The sequence below is a fragment of the Pseudomonas juntendi genome (assembly GCF_009932375.1).
Lineage (GTDB): Bacteria > Pseudomonadota > Gammaproteobacteria > Pseudomonadales > Pseudomonadaceae > Aquipseudomonas > Aquipseudomonas juntendi.
In genome coordinates, this window is record NZ_BLJG01000105.1 from 1 (window position 1) to 16,722 (window position 16,722).

The 16,722-nt window shown below is 62.5% G+C and carries 14 protein-coding genes and 1 tRNA gene; 11 read left to right on the forward strand and 4 right to left on the reverse strand.

Annotation, left to right across the window (positions count from 1 at the left end; all coding sequences use genetic code 11):
• Positions 1-45 precede the first annotated feature (45 nt).
• The 5 genes from GYA94_RS14605 to GYA94_RS14625 are packed head-to-tail and all read left to right on the forward strand — an operon-like array spanning position 46 to position 5,162.
• Positions 46-1,227: an SfnB family sulfur acquisition oxidoreductase gene (locus GYA94_RS14605; protein WP_125855084.1), complete on the forward strand. Its 1,182-nt coding sequence runs from the start codon at positions 46-48 to the stop codon at positions 1,225-1,227.
• Entirely contained in the window at positions 1,227-2,624 is a 1,398-nt protein-coding gene (locus GYA94_RS14610) for an LLM class flavin-dependent oxidoreductase (protein WP_161892568.1), read from the forward strand. The genes GYA94_RS14605 and GYA94_RS14610 overlap by 1 nt, the downstream gene beginning before the upstream one ends.
• The gene (locus tag GYA94_RS14615; protein WP_161892569.1) at positions 2,617-3,417 is read left to right on the forward strand and encodes a MetQ/NlpA family ABC transporter substrate-binding protein; all 801 of its coding nucleotides are present in this window, start codon (positions 2,617-2,619) and stop codon (positions 3,415-3,417) included. Before GYA94_RS14610 ends, GYA94_RS14615 begins: the two co-directional genes overlap by 8 nt.
• Before the next feature lies 1 nt (position 3,418).
• Positions 3,419-4,528 (forward strand): methionine ABC transporter ATP-binding protein, encoded by a 1,110-nt coding sequence (locus tag GYA94_RS14620; RefSeq protein WP_161892570.1) that lies wholly within the window; start codon positions 3,419-3,421, stop codon positions 4,526-4,528.
• Positions 4,518-5,162, forward strand: coding sequence for a methionine ABC transporter permease (locus tag GYA94_RS14625; RefSeq protein WP_009682222.1), 645 nt, complete (start codon positions 4,518-4,520; stop codon positions 5,160-5,162). The genes GYA94_RS14620 and GYA94_RS14625 overlap by 11 nt, the downstream gene beginning before the upstream one ends.
• Positions 5,163-5,193: 31 nt before the next feature.
• On the opposite strand, the gene dibA is transcribed toward GYA94_RS14625, so the two are convergent.
• Positions 5,194-7,089: a phosphodiesterase DibA gene (gene dibA, locus GYA94_RS14630; RefSeq protein WP_110678985.1), complete on the reverse strand. Its 1,896-nt coding sequence runs from the start codon at positions 7,087-7,089 to the stop codon at positions 5,194-5,196.
• A 146-nt stretch (positions 7,090-7,235) separates the two neighbouring features.
• On the opposite strand from dibA, the gene desA reads away from it, so the two are divergent.
• Together desA and GYA94_RS14640 are read left to right on the forward strand one after the other, a co-directional pair.
• On the forward strand, positions 7,236-8,420 hold the full coding sequence (gene desA / locus GYA94_RS14635; RefSeq protein WP_161892571.1) for a delta-9 fatty acid desaturase DesA: 1,185 nt from the start codon (positions 7,236-7,238) through the stop codon (positions 8,418-8,420).
• A 99-nt stretch (positions 8,421-8,519) separates the two neighbouring features.
• Positions 8,520-9,548 carry a GGDEF domain-containing protein gene (locus GYA94_RS14640; protein ID WP_110678938.1) on the forward strand — a complete coding sequence of 343 codons (1,029 nt, stop codon included), beginning with the start codon at positions 8,520-8,522 and terminating at the stop codon, positions 9,546-9,548.
• Between the two features lie 21 nt (positions 9,549-9,569).
• On the opposite strand, the gene GYA94_RS14645 is transcribed toward GYA94_RS14640, so the two are convergent.
• From GYA94_RS14645 to gabD, 3 genes are all read right to left on the reverse strand, one after another.
• On the reverse strand, positions 9,570-10,832 hold the full coding sequence (locus GYA94_RS14645; protein WP_009682218.1) for a response regulator: 1,263 nt from the start codon (positions 10,830-10,832) through the stop codon (positions 9,570-9,572).
• A gap of 135 nt (positions 10,833-10,967) precedes the next feature.
• On the reverse strand, positions 10,968-12,245 hold the full coding sequence (gabT, locus tag GYA94_RS14650) for a 4-aminobutyrate--2-oxoglutarate transaminase (RefSeq protein WP_054912021.1): 1,278 nt from the start codon (positions 12,243-12,245) through the stop codon (positions 10,968-10,970).
• A gap of 182 nt (positions 12,246-12,427) precedes the next feature.
• Positions 12,428-13,870: an NADP-dependent succinate-semialdehyde dehydrogenase gene (gene gabD / locus GYA94_RS14655; RefSeq protein ID WP_009682215.1), complete on the reverse strand. Its 1,443-nt coding sequence runs from the start codon at positions 13,868-13,870 to the stop codon at positions 12,428-12,430.
• Between the two features lie 418 nt (positions 13,871-14,288).
• On the opposite strand from gabD, the gene GYA94_RS14660 reads away from it, so the two are divergent.
• The 4 genes from GYA94_RS14660 (at position 14,289) to GYA94_RS14675 (ending at position 16,715) form a co-directional block, all read left to right on the forward strand.
• Positions 14,289-14,365 (forward strand) — tRNA-Arg (locus GYA94_RS14660).
• Positions 14,366-14,737: 372 nt separating this feature from the next.
• The gene (locus GYA94_RS14665; protein ID WP_034021837.1) at positions 14,738-15,514 is read left to right on the forward strand and encodes an RNA polymerase sigma factor; all 777 of its coding nucleotides are present in this window, start codon (positions 14,738-14,740) and stop codon (positions 15,512-15,514) included.
• A complete protein-coding gene (locus tag GYA94_RS14670; RefSeq protein ID WP_150548064.1) occupies positions 15,514-16,083 on the forward strand; it encodes a hypothetical protein in 570 nt (189 codons plus the stop codon). The genes GYA94_RS14665 and GYA94_RS14670 overlap by 1 nt, the downstream gene beginning before the upstream one ends.
• Positions 16,084-16,085: 2 nt before the next feature.
• Positions 16,086-16,715, forward strand: coding sequence for an ImmA/IrrE family metallo-endopeptidase (locus tag GYA94_RS14675; protein WP_239655519.1), 630 nt, complete (start codon positions 16,086-16,088; stop codon positions 16,713-16,715).
• Positions 16,716-16,722 lie beyond the last annotated feature (7 nt).

Here is a 16,722-nt window from a genome sequence, read left to right on the forward strand (position 1 = left end):
GTCTCGCGATGGGCCGCATAGCGCTCCCAAGGCCCGGAGAAACCCATGACCATCAGAATCATCACCAGCGACACCCAAGCCCTGCATGTCGCCGACGAAATCGCCCAACAACTGCGCCGCGACAGCGCCCTGCGCGACCGCGAACGCCGGCTGCCGCACAGCGAACTGGACCTGTTCACCCGCTCCGGCCTGTGGGCCATCAGTGTGCCCAAGGCCTTCGGCGGCGCTGGCGTTTCCAACGTCACCCTGGCCAAGGTCATCGCCCGCATCGCCCAGGCCGACGGCTCGCTGGGGCAGATCCCACAGAATCATTTCTACAGCCTGGAAGTACTGCGGGTAAACGGCAGCCCCGAACAACAGAAGCGGCTGTATGGCGAAGTACTGGCCGGCCGCCGTTTCGGCAATGCCCTGGCCGAACTGGGTACCAAGACCGCCAACGAACGCACCACCCGCCTGAGCCGTGACGGTGACGGCTTTCGCATCAATGGCCGCAAGTTCTACGCGACTGGCGCCATCTACGCCCAGCGTATTCCCACGTCGGTGGTCGATGAACAGGGCGTGCAGCACCTGGTGTTCGTGCCGGCCGATAGCCAGGGCGTGCAGGTGATCGACGACTGGAGCGGCTTCGGTCAGCGCACCACCGGCAGCGGCTCGGTCCTGTTGGACAACGTTTACGTCAGCGCAGCGGACGTGGTGCCTTTCCAGAGCGCCTTCGAGCGCCCCACCCCGGTCGGCCCGCTGGCGCAGCTTCTTCACGCCGCCATCGACACCGGCATCGCCCGCGCCGCCTACGAGGATGCCCTGCACTTCGTGCGCACCCGCAGCCGACCATGGGTCGACGCAGGCCTGGACAAGGCAAGCGATGACCCACTGACGCTGAAAAGCTTCGGCCACCTGGCGATCCGCCTGCACGCGGCCGAAGCCCTGCTGGAACGCGCTGGCGAATACCTCGACCGCGCCCGCAACGACAGCACCGCCGACACCGTCGCCGCGGCGTCCATCGCCGTGGCCGAAGCGCGTGCCATCAGCACGGAAATCGCGCTTGCCGCCGGCACTGCCCTGTTCGAGCTGAGTGGGAGCCAAGCGACGCTGGCCGAGCACAACCTCGACCGCCATTGGCGCAACGCCCGCGTGCACACCTTGCACGACCCGGTCCGCTGGAAATACCACGCCATCGGCAATTACTACCTCAACGACGTCAACCCGCCACGCCGGGGGACCCTCTGATGGCCAAGCAAATCCTGCTCAATGCCTTCAACATGAACTGCGTAGGGCACATCAACCACGGCCTGTGGACCCACCCACGGGACACCTCGACCCAGTACACCAGCCTGGAGTACTGGACCCAGCTCGCACGCCTGCTGGAGCGCGGCCTGTTCGATGGGCTGTTCATCGCCGATATCGTCGGCACCTACGATATCTATGGGCAATCGCTGGACGTCACCCTCAAGGAGGCCATCCAGTTGCCGGTCAATGACCCCTTGCTGCTGGTTTCGGCCATGGCCGCCGTCACTCGCCACCTGGGTTTTGGCCTTACCGCCAACCTGACCTACGAGGCGCCGTACCTGTTCGCCCGACGCCTATCCACCCTGGACCACCTGAGCCAGGGCCGGGTTGGCTGGAACATCGTCACCGGTTACCTCGACAGTGCCGCCCGCGCCATGGGCCTGGCACAGCAACCCGAACATGACCGCCGCTACGACCAGGCCGACGAATACCTGCAGGTACTGTACAAGCTGCTGGAGGGCAGCTGGGCCGACGACGCGGTGGTCGCTGATCGCGAGCAGCGCATCTATGCCCGCCCCGACAAGGTGCGCAAGGTGCAGCACCATGGCGAGTTCTACAAGGTCGACGGCTACCACCTGTGCGAGCCCTCGCCGCAGCGCACCCCGGTACTGTTCCAGGCAGGCAGTTCGCAACGCGGCCTGGGCTTCGCCGGGCAACATGCCGAATGTGTGTTCATCAGCGCTCAGGACAAGACCGCAGCCCGCGCCCAGGTCGAGCAGGTACGCGCGGCCGCCTCGGCTGCCGGGCGCGACCCACAGGCGGTCAAGGTATTCATGGGCATCACGGTAATCGTCGCGGCGACCGAGCAACAGGCCCAGGCCAAGCATGCCGAGTATCTGCAGCACGCCAGCGCCGAGGCCGGCGTCGCACATTTTGCGGCCTCGACCGGCATTGACTTCGCGGCCTATGCACTGGACGAGCCGATCCCCTTCAGCCAGGGCAACGCCATTCAGTCAGCCACGCGCCAGTTGCAGGGCAACGCCTGGACCCGCCGGCGCCTGTTGCAACAGCACGCGCTGGGCGGGCGCTACGTGAAGGTGGTCGGCGACCCCGAGCAGGTCGCCGAACAGTTGATCGCCTGGCTCGACGAGACCGGCCTGGACGGCTTCAACCTGACCCGCACCGTCACCCCGGAGAGCTTTGAGGACTTCATCGATTTGGTCGTTCCTCAACTGCAACAACGCGGCCGCTACAAGACCGCGTACGCCGAGGGCACCCTGCGCCAGAAACTGTTCCAAGCCGGCCACCCGCACTTGCCCGCCGACCACCCCGGCTCGGCCTACCGTTTTACCCGCACACCTACCCCCGCACCGACTGGAGCCCTGCGCCATGCTTGAAAAACTGTTCCGGCCCGTCGTGGCCATTGCCCTGTCCCTCGGCCTGTGCGCCACTGCCCAGGCCGCCGAACCCCTGAAGATCGGCACCACCTCGGCCTTTGCCATCCCGCTGGAAGCCGCCGTGGAAGAAGCCCACAAGCAAGGCCTGGAGGTTAAGCTGATCGAGTTCAGCGACTGGATCGCGCCCAATGTCAGCCTCAACAGCGGCGACATCGACGTGAACTACTTCCAGCACATCCCGTTCCTGGAGAATGCCAAGGCGGCTGCGGGCTTCGACCTGGTGCCCTATGCACCGGGCATCATCAACAACGTGGGGCTGTACGCGAAAAAGTACAAAAGCTTCGCCGACCTGCCTGAAGCGGCGAGCGTGGCCATCGCCAACGACCCGATCAACAGTGGCCGCGGCCTGCAACTGCTGGCCAAGGCCGGGTTGATCACGCTCAAGCCAGGGGTTGGCTACAAAGCCACCGAGGACGACATTGTCGCCAACCCGAAAAAGCTGAAGATCCTGCAAGTCGAAGCCGTGCAGCTGGTGCGTGCCTATGACGACGCCGACCTGGTGCAGGGGTACCCGGCATACATTCGCCTGGCCAACAGCTTCGATGCCAGTTCAGCGCTGCTGTTCGACGGTCTGGAAAACAAGGAGTACGTGATTCAATTCGTGATTCGCCCGCAGAGCAAAAACGACCCACGCCTGGCACAGTTCGTCGACATCTACCAACATTCGCCTGCCGTACGCGCAGCGTTGGACAAGGCTCACGGCAAGCTGTACCAGGCCGGTTGGGAAGGCTGACATGAGCCAGGCCAGCGCATTCAAGGCGCCCACCCCCCAACCGCGAGCGTCAACGGCCAGGGAGCACGCCCTGCGCCCGGAAATCAATCAAGCCCATGTACGCTTCATCGGCCTGGGTAAGACCTATCCTGGGCAGGCGCAACCCGCTTTGCACGGCATTGACCTGAACATTCGCCAGGGCGAAGTGTTCGGCATCATCGGCCGCAGCGGCGCCGGCAAATCTTCGTTGCTACGCACCATCAACCGCCTGGAACGCCCCAGCCACGGCCGGGTACTGATCGACCAGGTGGACATCGCGGCGTTCGATGACGACCAGCTGGTGGCGCTGCGCCGGCGTATCGGCATGATCTTCCAGCATTTCAACCTGCTGTCGGCGAAGACGGTGTGGCAGAACGTCGAGCTGCCCTTGAAGGTGGCGGGCGTGGCCAAGGGCGAGCGACAACGCAAGGTCCGGGAGCTGCTGGCACTGGTCGGCCTGCAGGAGAAACACCACGTGTACCCCGCGCAATTGTCAGGCGGGCAGAAACAGCGCGTGGGCATTGCCCGGGCACTGGTGCATGACCCCGAGATCCTGCTGTGCGACGAAGCCACCTCCGCGCTGGACCCGGAGACCACGGCCTCGATCCTGGAACTGCTGCGCGATATCAACCGGCGCCTGGGCCTGACCAACGTGCTGATTACCCACGAGATGGCGGTCATCCGTGATATCTGCCACCGGGTGGTGGTGCTGGACCGCGGCGAGGTGGTCGAGCAGGGCGAAGTCTGGCGTGTCTTCGGCGCCCCTCACCACGAGGTCACCCGAACCCTGCTTGCGCCGCTGCAAGCGCGGCTGCCTGCGGCGCTGCAAGCCAGCCTGCAGGCCCACCCCACAAGCCGTGACTGCGCCGTGGTATTGCAACTGAGTGTACTTGGCGAGCCTGAACTTTCTGCCCTGTTCCACGACCTGGGCGGTCGCGTGCGCTTGCTGCAGGGCGGCGTGGCGACCATTGGCGAGCACGCCCTGGGCCAGTTGATCCTGTCGGTGCAGCACGCACCGCACGATACCCAACAATTGCTGCAACGCGCCCGCCGTTGGGCGGACAACGTGGAGGTGCTGGGCCATGTGGTTTGATCGTCTGCTGGAAGGCTTGCTCGATACCCTGCTGATGGTTGGCGTGTCGTCGCTTATCGCCCTGCTGCTGGGGGTACCCCTGGCACTGCTGCTGGTCACCAGCGGCAGGGGTGGCATATTCGAGGCAGCCTTGCTGAACCGGGTACTGGGCGCCTTCGTCAACCTGTTCCGCTCGATCCCGTTCCTGATCCTGATGGTCGCGCTGATCCCGTTCACCCGGCTGGTGGTGGGTACGACCTATGGTGTGTGGGCGGCGGTTGTCCCGCTGACCATCGCCGCCACGCCGTTCTTTGCCCGGATCGCCGAGGTCAGCCTGCGCGAAGTCGACCATGGCTTGGTGGAAGCCGCGCAGGCCATGGGTTGCCGGCGCTGGCACATTGTCTGGCATGTGTTGTTGCCCGAAGCGTTGCCGGGCATTGTCGGCGGTTTCACCATCACCTTGGTGACCCTGATCAACTCCTCGGCCATGGCCGGGGCGATCGGTGCCGGAGGGCTAGGCGACATCGCCTACCGGTATGGCTACCAGCGCTTCGACAGCCAGATCATGCTGACCGTGATCGCCATGCTTGTGGCGCTGGTGGCGTTGATCCAGCTGGGTGGCGACCGATTGGCAAAAGGCTTGAACAAGCGTTGAGTTTTTCGCGGCCCAACCCGCGAAGAGGCACTCAACCCCAGCGCAAATCGGCAGCCGGCACCGGCCGCCCGAACCAGTACCCCTGCCCCAGCTGGCACTGCTCCTGCAGCAGGAAGGCGGCCTGCTCTGCCTGCTCGATACCCTCGGCATGCACCTGCATGCCCATGCTGCGGGCCAGGGCGATGATCACCCGCACGATCGCGATGTCATCCTCATCCAGCGGCAACCCGGCAACGAAGCCCTGGTCGATTTTCAGCTTCTGAACGGGCAAACGCTTGAGCCGCAGCAGCGAAGAATAGCCGGTGCCGAAGTCATCAATGGCCAGGGTCACGCCAAGCTCACGTAAGCGGTGAAGTTGCTCCAGCGCCACCTCCGGGTCTTCCATCACAGCGCTTTCGGTCACTTCCAGCTCCAGCAAGGCGGGGGCCAGGCCGGTGTCGTGCAGGACGTCGGCCACTTGCCGGTACAACTCATGCTGGCCAAACAGCCGGCTGGAGATGTTCACCGCCACGAACGCCAATTGCCGGCCTTGCGCCTGCCACTGCACCATTTGCCGGCAGGCCTGGCGCAGCACCCAGGCATCGATCTCGGCAATCAGGCCGGTACGCTCGGCGATCGGGATGAACTCGCCCGGCGGCACCAGGCCGCGCTGCGGATGCTGCCAGCGCACCAACGCCTCGACCCCGACCAGGCTGCCGGTCGCCAGGTCGTGGACTGGCTGGAAAAACACCCGCAGTTCGTCATGCTCCAGTGCGCGGCGCAACTCGCCCGCTGTTTCAACCCGGTGCTGGGCGTGGGCCGTCAGTTCTTCGGTGTACAGCGCATAGCAGGCTCGCCCATTGCCCTTGGCCTTGTACAACGCCGAATCGGCGTTGCGCAGCAACTGTTCGGCACACAAGGCATCGCTGGGGAACAGGCTGATACCGGCACTGACACTGATGAACAACCGATGGCCATCGAACAGGAACGGCTCGCGCATGCGCTCGATGATGCCCTGCGCCAGTTTGCCTGCCTGGCCGACTTGCTGGCAGCCTTCGGCCAGCACGCCGAACTCGTCACCGCCCAGCCGGGCCAAGGTCACACCATTGCCCAATATCTTGCCCAGGCGCTCCCCCACCAGCCTCAGCAACTGGTCACCGATGGTGTGGCCAAGGCCATCATTGATGCTCTGGAAGTGGTCCAGGTCCAGCAGCAGCAGGGCGCACCCACGCTTGTTGGCCTGCGCCGCGGCCAGAGCCTGCTCGACGCGGTCGTTGAACAGCAAGCGGTTGGGCAGGCCGGTCAGCGGGTCGTGGTGGGCCAGGTAGGCCAGTTCCTGCTCCGAATGCTTGATCGCGCTGATGTCACTGAACACGGCCACGTAATGGCTCAGCTCACCCTCGTCATCGTGAATAGCGCAGATGGTCTGCCACTGCGGGTAGATTTCGCCGCTTTTGCGCCGGTTCCAGATTTCGCCGCTCCACTCGCCCTTTTCAGCCAGGGTGGCATAAACCTGCTGGTAGAAGGCCTGGCCATGGCGGCCCGACTTGAACTTGCTCGGGCGCTGGCCGATCACCTCGTGCTGCTGGTAACCGGTAATGCGCATGAAGGCACGGTTGACGTGCACGATCAGGCCCTGGCGGTCGGTTACCAGCACCCCTTCCAAGGTACTGTCGAACACCGCGGCGGCCATGCGCAGGCGTTCCCGGTCTTCGCAGCGCAACCGCGCGCCATGGCCGATGAAATGCAGCAGCCGCACCCTGGACAGATAAATCAGCAAGGCACTGCACAGCACCCACACCACCACGTTGATCTGCCGCCCCACGGTCAATGCCAGGGGGTCGTCGGTCATGCTCTGCAGCATCACCTCGGCCAGCACCAGCCAGAGGATCGAGAGCACCACATAGAGCGCGGCCATGCGCAAGGCGTCGCGAACGGAAACAGACATGTCGGGTGGGATAGCCCATTGAAAAGAAAGGGGCATTATAAAGGCTGAAACATGTCGTGACCTCCTGTCTGAACAGTTGACTGGTTTTATTTCCCCACCAAGGGATAATCGACCCTTCCCCCCGCATTTCGAGGGCATTTACATCTATGTGGTACAACGGCCTGCTCGACTTGTCGGCCTGGCAACTGGTCGGCATCACCCTGTTGATGACCCACGTGACCATTGTCAGCGTCACGGTCTACCTGCATCGCTACTCTGCGCACCGAGCCCTTGAGCTCAACGGCGCGCTCAAGCATTTCTTCCGCTTCTGGCTGTGGCTGACCACGGCGCAGAACACCCGAGAGTGGACGGCGGTCCACCGTAAGCACCACGCCAAGTGCGAAACACCCGACGACCCGCACAGCCCCGTGCACAAAGGCCTGAGCACGGTGTTGCGCAAAGGCGCCGAGCTGTATCGTGAAGAGGCCCGCAACCCAGACACCCTGCGCATCTACGGCAAGAACTGCCCTGATGACTGGATCGAGCGCAACCTTTACTCGCGTTACAAACTGGGCGGCATCGCGTTGATGGCCGTGATCGACCTGCTGCTGTTCGGCACCCTCGGTATCACCATCTGGGCGGTCCAGATGATGTGGATCCCGTTCTGGGCTGCCGGTGTCGTCAACGGCCTGGGCCACGCGTTCGGCTACCGCAACTTCGAATGCCGTGACGCGGCCACCAACCTGGTGCCGTGGGGCATCGTGATCGGCGGTGAAGAGCTGCACAACAATCACCACACCTACCCCAATTCGGCCAAGCTGTCGGTCAAGCGCTGGGAGTTCGACATGGGCTGGGCGTGGATCCGTCTGTTCTGCCTGCTGCGCCTGGCCAAGGTGCAGCGTGTGGCGCCGATTGCCCATCGGGTGGAAGGCAAAGGTAGCCTGGACATGGACACCGCCATGGCGATCCTCAACAACCGCTTCCAGATCATGGCCCAGTACCGCAAATTGGTGATCGCCCCACTGGTCAAGCTGGAACTGGCGCGTGTCGACGCCTCGTTGCGCCACCACTTCCGCCGTGCCAAGCGCCTGCTATCCCGTGAAACCAGCCTGCTCGAAGACCGCCACCATGTGCGCATCGAATCGATGCTTGCGCACAGCCAGGCCTTGAAAACCATCTACGAAAAGCGCCTGGCCTTGCAGCAGATCTGGGCCCGCACCAGCGCCAACGGCCATGACATGCTGGCCGCCATCAAGGACTGGGTACACGAAGCCGAAACCAGTGGTATTCAAGCCCTGCGCGACTTCGCGGCACAGCTGAAAACCTATTCCCTGCGCCCGATCGGCGCCTGATCGCCGTTGATCGGCACGCCCCAGCATGGGGCGTGCCAGCTGGAACTTCCCCACCTCGCCCCCACTCAAACCCCGCACATCGCCCGCGTGGCGGGCAGGATGCTGGCCGCACGCTTTCACGTCGAGACTCGCTACGTGCACATGGCCAAGAATATTCCAATGACATCGCCGGGCCCGGTACCACCGGGAGCCGCCCGCACTTTACTGGCGCTCCTTCATGCGCAAGGTGAAGTCGCCCGCCTGAGCGAACGCGAACAGCTGTTCAGCTCGTTGCTCGAGAGTGTCAACGCGGTGCTCTGGGCCTTCGATTGGGAAACACGCGAAGTGCTGTACGTAAGCCCCGCCTACGAGCGCATCTTCGGCCGCCCGGCCAGCCTGGTACTGGCCGACTTCAACGAGTGGCGCGACAGCATCTACCCCGACGACCTGGAATACGCCGAGCGCAGCCTGGCCCAGGTGCTGCTCAAAGGCGCGGTCGAGGACCGCGAGTACCGTATCATCAATGCCGACGGGCAAGTGCGCTGGTTGAGCGACAAGTGCTACATCAACCAGCAGCATGACGGCGACCGCGTGATCATCGTCGGCATTGCCGAAGACATCACCGAGAAAAAGCAGCTGGAAGGCGAGTTGCAGCGCCTGGCCACCATTGACGTACTGACCCAAAGCAGCAACCGCCGGCACTTCTTCGAATGCGCCCAAGCGGCGTTTGACAGCGCCCGGGAAAACGGCACGCCGTTGGCCTTCCTGTTACTGGACATCGACGACTTCAAACAGATAAACGACAGCTATGGCCACCAGGAAGGCGACCAGGTGCTGCAGCACATCGCCGACAGCGGCAAGGCCGTGTTGCGCCGTGGCGACCTGTTCGGGCGTATTGGCGGCGAGGAGTTCGCGGCAGTCTTCCCAGGGTGCAATGCCGAGCTGGCCGGGCAGATAGCCGAGCGGCTGCAGCGGCAGATTCAGCGTTTGAGCTTCAGCCACGGGGCGCACACTTACGGGGTAACGGTGAGCCAGGGGCTTACCGGGTTGACCGCTGAAGATGTGGCGTTGGACAGCCTGTATGCCCGCGCCGATGCGGCGATGTACCAGGCCAAGCGGCAGGGCAAGAACCAGATCGTGCGCGGTTGAACCCCCTTACGCCTGCCCGGCTCAAGGAGCATCGTCGGCTTGTATCGGGCCTTCAGCCGCGGGCTGCGAACTGGTTTCGGGGTTCTCCACCTTGCGCAACCGGGTCAGCTCCGGCAAGCCCATCTTCAGCAAACGCGCCGTCTTGCCACTGGCAATCTTCGCCAGCCCCTGCCCAGCCGGTAGCCGCGCCAACTGCCCGGCCAGGTTCATGGCCAGAATATCGCGCGAGTACACCCCGCCACCGAGTTGATAGATCGCCGCGATCAGCTCGCGTAAAGCCAACGGCAAGCGCCAGCGGGTGCGCAGCGCCGAGCCGAAAGCGGCACCGAACTCGTTGAGCGACAACTGGACCTTGTCCTCGTCCAGCTCGCCACCCGCCAGGCGCCATTCCTGCAGGCAGCGCAGCACCGCCAGATCACCCAGGCAATGCAGCAACCCTGCGCAATAGCAAAGCCCTTCGTCCAGCGCCAGCAGGCGCGCCAGCGTACGGCCATATTCGGCGGTGTGCAGGGACAAGTCCCAGTACTGCGCCGCATGCTGCGCCAGCAAGGGGTCGCTGAGGCGGGCGCTGCGCTTGAGGGTCATGCCCAGAATCAGGTTCATGCTTTGCGTGCTGCCCAGCTTGTTCAGGGCTTGCAGCAGGGTTTGCACCGGTGCTTCACGGTGCAGCGCTGCGCTGTTGGCAGCCGCTATCAGCACCGCGGTCACTTGTGGGTCACGGCAGACTTCTTCTTCCAGCACCTTCAGGTTCAGGCCTTCAGGGTTCAGGGCTCGCTTGATCGCCACCTGCAAGTCGGCCAGCAGCGGCCCGCCATCGGCAGTAGCCCGGCGCTGTTCGAGGTATGCGCGCAGGCTGGCACCGGGCTGCAAGGGCGGCACCGGGCAGGCGATTTCTTCGCCCACGCCCAGCAGCAACTGTTCCAGGCGCTTGCGCAGGTTACCCAGGTTCAGGGGCTTGCTCAGGTACGCCGTGGGGTGCAGCGGCAGGGCTTCGCGCACACTCGCACTGTCGCTGCGGTTGCTCATGAGGATGAACGGCAACCCCGACCCTTTGGCGCGAACTTTGCGCAGCAGGTCGAGGCCATCGATGCCAGCCAGCTCACGTGCTGCAATGATCAGGTCCGGCTTGGCGGCCAGGGCGCTGAGCGCCTGCGATCCGTCGGCACAGACCTGAAGGCGGGCATCGCAGCGAACGCTCAGCAGCATCTCGCTGAGCATGTCGCGCACCCATGGGTCGCCTTCGACGATCAGTACGCTCGGTGGGGTGGGCTCTGCAGCGTTCATCGCCAACTACTCCTGTAAATCCTTGCCTCAGCCTTTTACAACGTGCTGGGCGCATCATCCAACAACCATAGCCTCCGACGCATCACCGGGCATAAAAAAACCCGCCGAGGCGGGTTTTTTCTGAAGCGCATCACATCAGGCAAGTTCAGCGAAGCACTCTTCGATGATGGCCAGGCCTTTGTCCAGCAGCGCGTCTTCGGCGGTCAGCGGAACCAGAATCCGCAGAACGTTGCCGTAGGTGCCGCAAGACAGCAGGATCAGGCCTTTTTCGCGGGCTTTGGCCACAACCTGGCCAACAGCAGCGGCGTCAGGGGTGTGGGTGCCTTTCTGGAAGACTTCGACGGCAATCATCGAACCCAGGCCACGAACGTCGCCGATGATCGGGTGCTTCTTCTGGATTTCACGCAGGCCGGTGGTCAGGCGCTCACCCACTGCCTTGCTGCGGTCCAGCAGTTTCTCTTCTTCGAACACTTCGATCACGGCCAGGGCTGCGGCGCAAGCGATCGGCGAGCCGGCGTAGGTGCCGCCCAGGCCGCCCGGAGCGATAGCGTCCATGTACTCGGCCTTGCCGCATACACCGGCCAGCGGGAAGCCGCCGGCGATGGACTTGGCAAAGGTGGTCAGGTCAGGCGCAACGCCCATCTGCTCCATGGCGAAGAAGGTGCCGGTGCGGCCAGCGCCGGTCTGAACTTCGTCGGCGATCAGCAGGATGCCGTGCTGGTCGCACAGGGCGCGCAGGCGCTTCATCAGCTCTTTAGGCGCTGGCAGGAAGCCGCCTTCGCCTTGTACAGGCTCCAGGATGATTGCAGCGATGTCGCGTGGCTCGGCGTCGTTCTTGAAGATGCGCTCGACCGAGGCGATGGCGTCGTCAACGCTCACACCGTGCAGCTCGCTCGGGAACAGGGCGCGGAAGACGCCGCCTGGCATCAGGCCCATGCCTGCGGAGTACGGCACGACCTTGCCGGTCAGGCCCAGGGTCATCATGGTGCGGCCGTGGTAGCCGCCGGTGAAGGCGATAACGCCGGCACGGCCAGTGGCGGCACGGGCGATTTTCACGGCGTTTTCAACGGCTTCGGAGCCGGTGGTGACCAGCAGGGTCTTCTTGTCGAAGTCGCCTGGGACCAGCTTGTTGATCTTTTCGCACAGCTCGACGTAAGGCTCGTAGGCCAGCACCTGGAAGCAGGTGTGGCTGACCTTGGTCAGCTGCTCTTGCACGGCCGCAACCACTTTCGGGTGCAGGTGGCCGGTGTTCAGCACTGCGATACCGCCGGCGAAGTCGATCAGTTCGCGGCCTTCAACGTCGATCACGGTCGAGTTCTTCGCGCTGTCGACGAAGATCGGGTGAATCTGGCCAACGCCACGCGGGACGGCAGCTACACGACGTTGCATCAAGGATTCGTTGGTCTTGCTCATAATGCCCTCATTGCGCCGACAGTAATGGCGCTTTTATTCGGGGGTGGCTGGGAGTGCTCGCGAACAGTATTCGTTGATCGACTGCCACAAGCGCCCTGGCCACCAGGTACTGCAATGTAAAAAAGGCCAGCGAGACGTCGCTCTCGCGCCCCGCTGGCAGAGGTAAAGCCGTTACCGTGCGATCAAACGCTGATGCACAGGTATTTGATTTCGAGGTAGTCCTCGATACCGTACTTGGAACCTTCGCGGCCCAGGCCAGAAGCCTTGATGCCACCGAATGGCGCCACTTCGTTGGAAATCAGGCCGGTGTTGATACCCACCATGCCGTACTCCAGGGCTTCGGCAACACGGAACACACGGCTCATGTCGCGGGCGTAGAAGTACGAAGCGAGGCCGAATTCGGTGTCGTTGGACATGGCGATGACTTCGGCTTCGTCCTGGAAGCGGAACAGCGGCGCCAGTGGGCCGAAGGTCTCTTCCTTGGCGACAGCAGCAGTTTTCGGTACATCAACCAGGATGGTCGGCTCGAAGAAGTTGCCTTCGATCAGCTTGCCGCCGGACAGTACCTTGGCGCCTTTGGAAACGGCGTCTTCGATGTGCTCCTGAACCTTGGCGACAGCCTTGCCGTCGATCAGCGGGCCAGTGGTGGTGCCATCTTCCAGGCCGTTACCGATCTTCAGCTTGGCCACCGCAGCCGCCAGCTTCTCGGCGAACGCGTCGTAGACGCCGTCCTGCACGTAGATACGGTTGGCGCAGACACAGGTCTGGCCGTTGTTACGGTACTTGGAGATGATCGCGCCCTCGACCGCCTTGTCCAGGTCGGCGTCGTCGAACACGATGAACGGGGCGTTGCCACCCAGCTCCAGGGAAACCTTCTTGATGTCCTTGGCGCATTCTTCCATCAGCTGGCGACCGATTTCGGTCGAGCCGGTGAAGGACAGCTTGCGTACCAGGGAGTTGCCGGTCAGTTCGCCGCCAACTTCACCAGCGCTGCCGGTAACCACGCTCAGCACGCCAGCCGGGATACCGGCACGGTGGGCCAGTTCGACCAGGGCCAGGGCGGAGTACGGAGTTTGCGAAGCAGGCTTGAGCACCATGGTGCAGCCAGCGGCCAGGGCCGGGCCGGCTTTACGGGTGATCATGGCAGCCGGGAAGTTCCACGGGGTGATGGCCGCGGTTACGCCGATTGGCTGCTTGATGACGATCAGGCGCTTGTCTGGCTGGTGGCCCGGAATGGTGTCGCCATAGACACGCTTGGCTTCTTCGGCGAACCACTCGATGAACGAGGCGGCATAGGCGATTTCGCCCTTGGCTTCGGCCAGCGGCTTGCCTTGTTCGGTGGTCATCAGGCGAGCCAGATCGTCCTGGTTTTCGATCATCAGTTCGAACCAGCGACGCAGCTTGGTCGAGCGCTCTTTGGCGGTCAGGGCACGCCAGGCCGGCAGAGCCTTGTCGGCAGCTTCGATGGCGCGGCGGGTTTCCGCGGTGCCCATCTTAGGCACGGTACCGATGACTTCACCGGTGGCCGGGTTGGTCACCTTGATGGTCTGGCCATTGTCCGCATCCAGCCACTCACCGTTGATGTAGGCTTGCTGGCGGAACAACTGAGCGTCTTTGAGCTGCATGTCGGCTTCCCGAATTGTTGATTGTTGAAAAGCGCCCAAGGCAGGGCATCGAGCGTTTGAAATCTCAAACGAATGCTAAGCGGCTGCTGGGGTGTTGGACAATAGGCTGTTCGAAAAAAAGAACGAATGGTTGAACAGCCGGGCGGAAAAGTCATCATTTGCGTACTGGCAACCGGCCCTTTCGCGGGCACGCCCGCTCCCACTGGGCGGAAGCGGCTTCAGCCGCGAACCGGCCGGCACAAACAACCGGGAAAAAAGGCTACAGATCAAGGCGATGGACGCGACCGGCGCAGATGGGTATCATGCGTGCGCGTTGCACTCGTAGCTCAGCTGGATAGAGTACTGCCCTCCGAAGGCAATACTCCTCGAGTTGAGAAGGGTGACAGCTAGTGGTCAAATAGGCCGCCGCAACAATTACGCACCAGTAGCTCAGCTGGATAGAGTACCGCCCTCCGAAGGCGGGGGTCGTGGGTTCGAATCCCGCCTGGTGCGCCATATCTATTTGATTTATTGGGCTTTTTTACAGAAGCCCGATCCATCACTCCGCACCAACCAATCCTAGCGCCGAAGCTAATTCTGGCGACGTTCGCAGCAGGCAATGAGTACTGCCCAAACAGACCTTTTGAGGTTGGTTTTCGGGCTGTGCCAATTCTGTGCCTAAACCGTGCCACACGGCCTGTTCACATCCCGCGCCTCTGCGGCTGCGCGAGTACTAGCTCGTCGCCCACCAGCCGCATAGCAGCATCGGTCATCGCCACCCAACCAAAAACCTGTTTATGCAGTGGCTGGCTGCAGCATCAAGCAGTGCTCTGGTGTTACATTTTGCGGAGTACCTCACGGAAGGCTTTAGCAGACAAAGGAGTAGCCGTGGCGCGTCCCCTTCGCAAGATCAAACTTGATGGAACCTTGTATCAGCGGCGTCCGGCCGTCGAAGCCGAAATTCATGATTTGACGGCCGTTAGCCCCTCCGAACTTGAGCGCAGAGCGTCCATTTGCTCCCGCACCTCCCCCGGCTTTGTCTCACCGGAAGTGTTGGTGCACTTTGTCCGGAACGTGGGAGCCGGAATGCATCGCGAAAGGCTAACTGAGCTTCTACTCCAGCGCGTTTACCTTCTCCTGCCTCGCGCCGAGAATGCAGGCGAGGCCACAGCCTCACTTACCAAGACAAACATCCGAGATGATGTCGTCGACCATTTCGTTGACCTGCTGCTCAGCGATCGAGCGTCCTATGACGACCGCTTGGATTACTACGAGATAAACTTTAACTCGGCCATCGCCAAAGACCGGAAGGATGCCAGTGATCGCCATTGGAAGCGTGATAGCCAGAGTGAAGAGCTGGGCACGGATGAGGATGGTGCTTACAACGCCCTGGACGAGGCAATTGGTGGCTACGACCCTTTTGACCCCCGCGAGCTCGACGAAAAATTTTACCGGCTACGGCTCGACGAAGAGATTGATAGTCTGCCTGAACTCCAAAGAAGAATCGTCGAAATGTGGCGCCAAGAGATTCCCATCGACTCGCAAGACCCCTCTGTCGTGACCATAAGCAAAGCACTGGGCAAGAGCGAGAAAACCATCCGTACGCACCGCGACAAGGCCTTTGCGACTCTGCGACTGCGTCTTGAACGCAAGGGGGGACTGTGATGACTAAGCGTTCGCCAATTTCTAGCGAAGACGTCATGAACGCTTTCGCGATGGATTTCGAGCCAGGGTCCGAGGTCCTCAAAAAGTATCTTGCCGACTATCCCCAGTTCGCTGCCGACCTTGTCGATCTCGCCAGAGAGCTTTCCCGGCAAGTCGACGAGGACCTTCCGCTCAGCGCCCAAGAGCTCGCCGCCGTGAGCGCTAAAATGGGCCGGCTCCGCGAGTCCGTAGTCACGGTGGAAATCCTGCAGGCCGCCTCGCCAAGGACCTTCGCTTTAGCAGCCAAAGCTCTCGGATTACCCATGCAGGTCGGCGTCGCCATTCGCGAGCGACGAATAGATGTTGCGACGTTGCCAAGCCGGTTCCTCGAGCGCTTAGCTAACGCGCTACAAACATCAGTCTCTGTTGTTCAGTCGTTTCTCCTCTTGCCTGCGCAGGCATCAGCGCTTCGTGCAAACAAGTCGGATGACAAGCCAGCCCCGGCCGAAAAAGTCCCGTTTGAACGCCTTTTAAGAGAGGCGGGGATGGATGAGGAGCGCATTTCACGGCTGCTCCACGGCGATGACTGACCATGGACCAACTAGAACTCGCTCGACAGCACGCGAAGCGCTTGCATTATGAAGCAGTCGAACACGGCAGCGATCCATGGTCTCCTTATCAGTTCGCCGAAGACATAGCGGAGACGCTGGGCATCACGGTTGAAAGGTGCCTCCCTGGCGCTTCAATCCTGGACGGGGCGCGCGCAACGTTTGATGCCGCCTTGCCGCTGATTGTTCATGAGGACTTAGGAACACCATTCGAGCAAGCCTTTCTCGTCGCGCATGAAATCGGGCACGCCGTGCTAGGCGACGGTGAGGAAGAGGAGGAGTCAGCATTTCAAATCGATCCAGCGCGAACCTCTGAGGTCGCGCCAGTTGGCATGGAGCGCGTGGTCGATTACAGCCGACGGCAGCGCCGAGAAGTCCAGATGGACCTCTTCGCGAGAGAGTTGCTGCTGCCACGGTCGAGAGTCTTTGACTTGCACGTCACTCAAGGCCAGACCTGCTCGGAGATTGCAAACCGGTTGGGTGCACCCTTCGAGGTCGTCGCACAGCAGATGCTTGATGCGCTTTTGCTCCCCCCTGTGCCAGTAGTTGCTGCAGAAGCGCCTGTCGAAATTCCACTCAACGAGAAGCAACAAACGGCAGCCTGTTGGCGCTGATGGAAAA